This window comes from Porphyromonas gingivicanis JCM 15907, from assembly GCF_000614585.1.
Classification (GTDB): Bacteria; Bacteroidota; Bacteroidia; order Bacteroidales; family Porphyromonadaceae; genus Porphyromonas; species Porphyromonas gingivicanis.
In genome coordinates this window covers 1-1,326 of record NZ_BAKX01000022.1, presented here as the reverse complement: position 1 = coordinate 1,326, position 1,326 = coordinate 1, and the positions used below count along the sequence as shown (strand labels likewise).

1 protein-coding gene is annotated in these 1,326 nt (G+C 42.6%); it reads left to right on the top strand.

The window, feature by feature from the left end:
* Positions 1–144: 144 nt before the first annotated feature.
* A partial coding sequence (locus JCM15907_RS13755; protein ID WP_025843637.1) for a leucine-rich repeat domain-containing protein occupies positions 145–1,326 on the top strand: 1,182 nt, incomplete at its 3' end.

Below are 1,326 nucleotides of genomic sequence, written 5' to 3'. Positions count from 1 at the left end.
AGATCGATCTGACAATTGTGAGTAAAGGCTCCTTTACAGTGCAAGGCGTAACACATAAGAGGATACAAGTACGAGTTAACAGCTACTGATGGGCGCATTACACTCAAAGGCGATATAACTCATCTAGATTGTTCTTTCAATCAGTTGACGCAATTGGATGTAACGAAGAATACAGCGTTGGAGGGGCTGGATTGCTCTTACAATCAGTTGACACAGTTGGACGTAACCAAGAATACAGCGTTGAAGGTGCTGGGGTGTTCAAAAAATCAGTTGACACATTTGGACGTAACGAAGAATACAGCGTTGAAGAGGCTGCTTTGCGATAACAATCAGTTAACCAAGTTGGACGTAACGAAGAATACAATATTGGATTATCTTCATTGCGATAACAATCAGTTGACACAGTTGGATGTAAGTCAAAATAAGAACTTAGTAAAGTTACGGGTGTTTGGAAATAGAATTAAACGCGCATCCATGGATCGTCTCGTAGAGCAGTTGCCGAGTATTTCTATCCCTGAGGATGAAGAAGGACTGGGCTTCTTCGTTGCCGTTGATACCAAGAACCCCAACGAAGGGAATTACCTAACCCAATCCTCTGCAGCAAAGGCTAAGAGTAAAGGTTGGAAAGTTCGAGACTACAATAATGGGAAAGATGCTAATGGTGAGTGGAATGGTGAAGGCATACCCTATGAGGGAGAGAGTGGATTTATTACCATGACGACCAGAAAAAAGGTCGGCGAGGTGCTCACTCTCCGGATTGAGAGTAAAGGCTCCTTTACGGTGCAAGGCGCAACGCAGAAGGGCTTTATAAGCAATTACGAGTTAACAGCTACTGACGGGCGCATTAAAATCATAGGCGATATAACTCATCTGAGTTGCTCTTACAATCAGTTGACACAGTTGGACGTAACCAAGAATACAGTGTTGGAGAAGCTGGTTTGCAATAACAATCAGTTAACCAAGTTGGACGTAACGAAGAATACAGCGTTGGAAAAGCTGTATTGCTATAACAATCAGTTGACACATTTGGACGTAACCAAGAATACAGCGTTGAAGGATCTGGATTGCGATCAGAATCAGTTGACACAATTGGACGTAACGAAGAATACAGCGTTGGAAAAGCTGTATTGCTCAGAGAACGAGTTGACACATTTGGACGTAACGAAGAATACAAAGTTGGAGGGGCTGGATTGCTCTAGGAACAAGTTGAAACAATTGAATGTAACGAAGAATACAGCGTTGTCGTATCTGGATTGCTCTCACAATCAGTTGACACAGTTGGACGTAACCAAGAATACAAAGTTGGATGAAAGCTGGTTAGTGACT